The organism is Pseudoxanthomonas sp. LjRoot204_2, from assembly GCF_056175765.1.
In genome coordinates, this window is record NZ_JBGFFG010000638.1 from 1 (window position 1) to 1423 (window position 1423).

Annotated in this window: 1 protein-coding gene and 1 pseudogene; one reads left to right on the top strand and one right to left on the bottom strand. The window is 68.5% G+C overall.

What is annotated here, in order from left to right:
* A pseudogene (locus tag AC04L7_RS18645) lies at positions 1 to 226 on the top strand (hypothetical protein); the annotation flags it as partial.
* Positions 227 to 609: 383 nt separating this feature from the next.
* Here AC04L7_RS18645 and AC04L7_RS18650 read toward each other — a convergent pair.
* Positions 610 to 1257 carry an SGNH/GDSL hydrolase family protein gene (locus tag AC04L7_RS18650; protein WP_435996268.1) on the bottom strand — a complete coding sequence of 216 codons (648 nt, stop codon included), beginning with the start codon at positions 1255 to 1257 and terminating at the stop codon, positions 610 to 612.
* Positions 1258 to 1423: the final 166 nt, after the last annotated feature.

A 1423-nucleotide genomic window follows, 5' to 3' on the forward strand; every position in this document is an offset into this window, starting at 1 on the left:
GAGTGCACGCGGCTTCGATGGTGTGAACTGCCGACCCGACCAGGTGCTGGCGCGGATCACCCGCGACATCCATCCGGGCGCCATCGTGCTGCTGCACGAAGGCGCGGCGCACGGCCACAACGTGGCCATCCTGGCGCAGCTGCTGGCATGGTTGGATGCGCAGGGCTATCGCACCGTGTTGCCGGAACCGAATCCGGTACCCATGACGGACATCGCGGCCGCGTAGCGTGCGCGGTGCGCACGACCCGCGATGACGGGTTCACGCGCGGCGGTCATGGCACGGTGAAAGTCTATGCGTTAGCGGTGGATCCCCGCGCCCTGCGCATGGCGCACGCTACGTGGGCGATCGCGCAGCCTGCGGTCCCTAAACCCTTCTCCCTCCGGGAGAAGGTGGCGCGCAGCGCCGGATGAGGGTCTGCGTGCCGCCGACCCATCACCACTCCGCCAACCCTCACCCCAACCCCTCTCTCCCGCAGGGACTTCCTACGGTCGCCGGTGGGAGAGGGGGCTCAAGCGCGACGCGAATGTAGCGTGCGCCGCGCGCACGAAGCAGGGATCTTTCAGAGCTGCGCGTGGAGCAATCACCACGCGTCGTGAGCATGGCGCACGCTACACGAGCGAATGATGTGCGATCGGAAACGCGAGCCGCGTCCATTCGGTGTACATCGCGGCGGACGGGTGCAGGCCGTCATCGGCGAGCATCGCCGGCTCCGCGCCGCGTGCACGGCTGACGGGGGTGATGTCGACGAAGGCGACGCCGCGCGGCGCGCAGACCTCGCGCGCGGCGAGGTTGTAGGCATCCAGTTCGCGCGCGATCTGCGCGACATCTCGGCCGGATTGCGTGGCGAACGGGGTGACGCCCCAGTCGGGGATGGACAGTACCAGCACCCGTTCCGGACGATTGCGGGCGAAGCCGATCGCGCGCCACAGTAGGGCGGCGAATTGGGTGCGGTATTCCTCCACGCCGCGGCCCCGGTACTGGTTGTTCACTCCGATCAGCAGGCTGACGAAGTCGTGTTCGCCGAGCGGCTCGGCGGCGGTGATCGCGGCATCGAGCTCGTCGGTGGTCCAGCCCGTGGTGGCGATGATGCGCGGGTCGCCGATCAGCACGCCTTCCTGCCGCAGCAGGCGCGCCAGCTGCATCGGCCAGCGGCCTGCCTCATCCACGGCTTCGCCGATCGTGTAGGAATCGCCGAGCGCGAGGTAACGCAGCTCGGTGGTGAGGGCGGTGGTATGGGAGCCGGAGGTCGTCGTCATGGGCGCATGATGCGCCATCCGGTCCGCGACGTGTCGTCCGATTTCATCTCTTCCCCGAACAGCGCCCGCCGCCAGCGCACGAGGCCATCGGCATCAACGCATTCGAGTTCTTCGGCGGTTGGCTCGCCAGGGGCGCTCAGCGCCGGACACCGTTAGTGCTCACACC

Bases quoted from the DNA above. Each gene is read 5' to 3' on its own strand.
- AC04L7_RS18650 (WP_435996268.1), bottom strand. From the start codon at position 1,257: ATGACGACGACCTCCGGCTCCCATACCACCGCCCTCACCACCGAGCTG.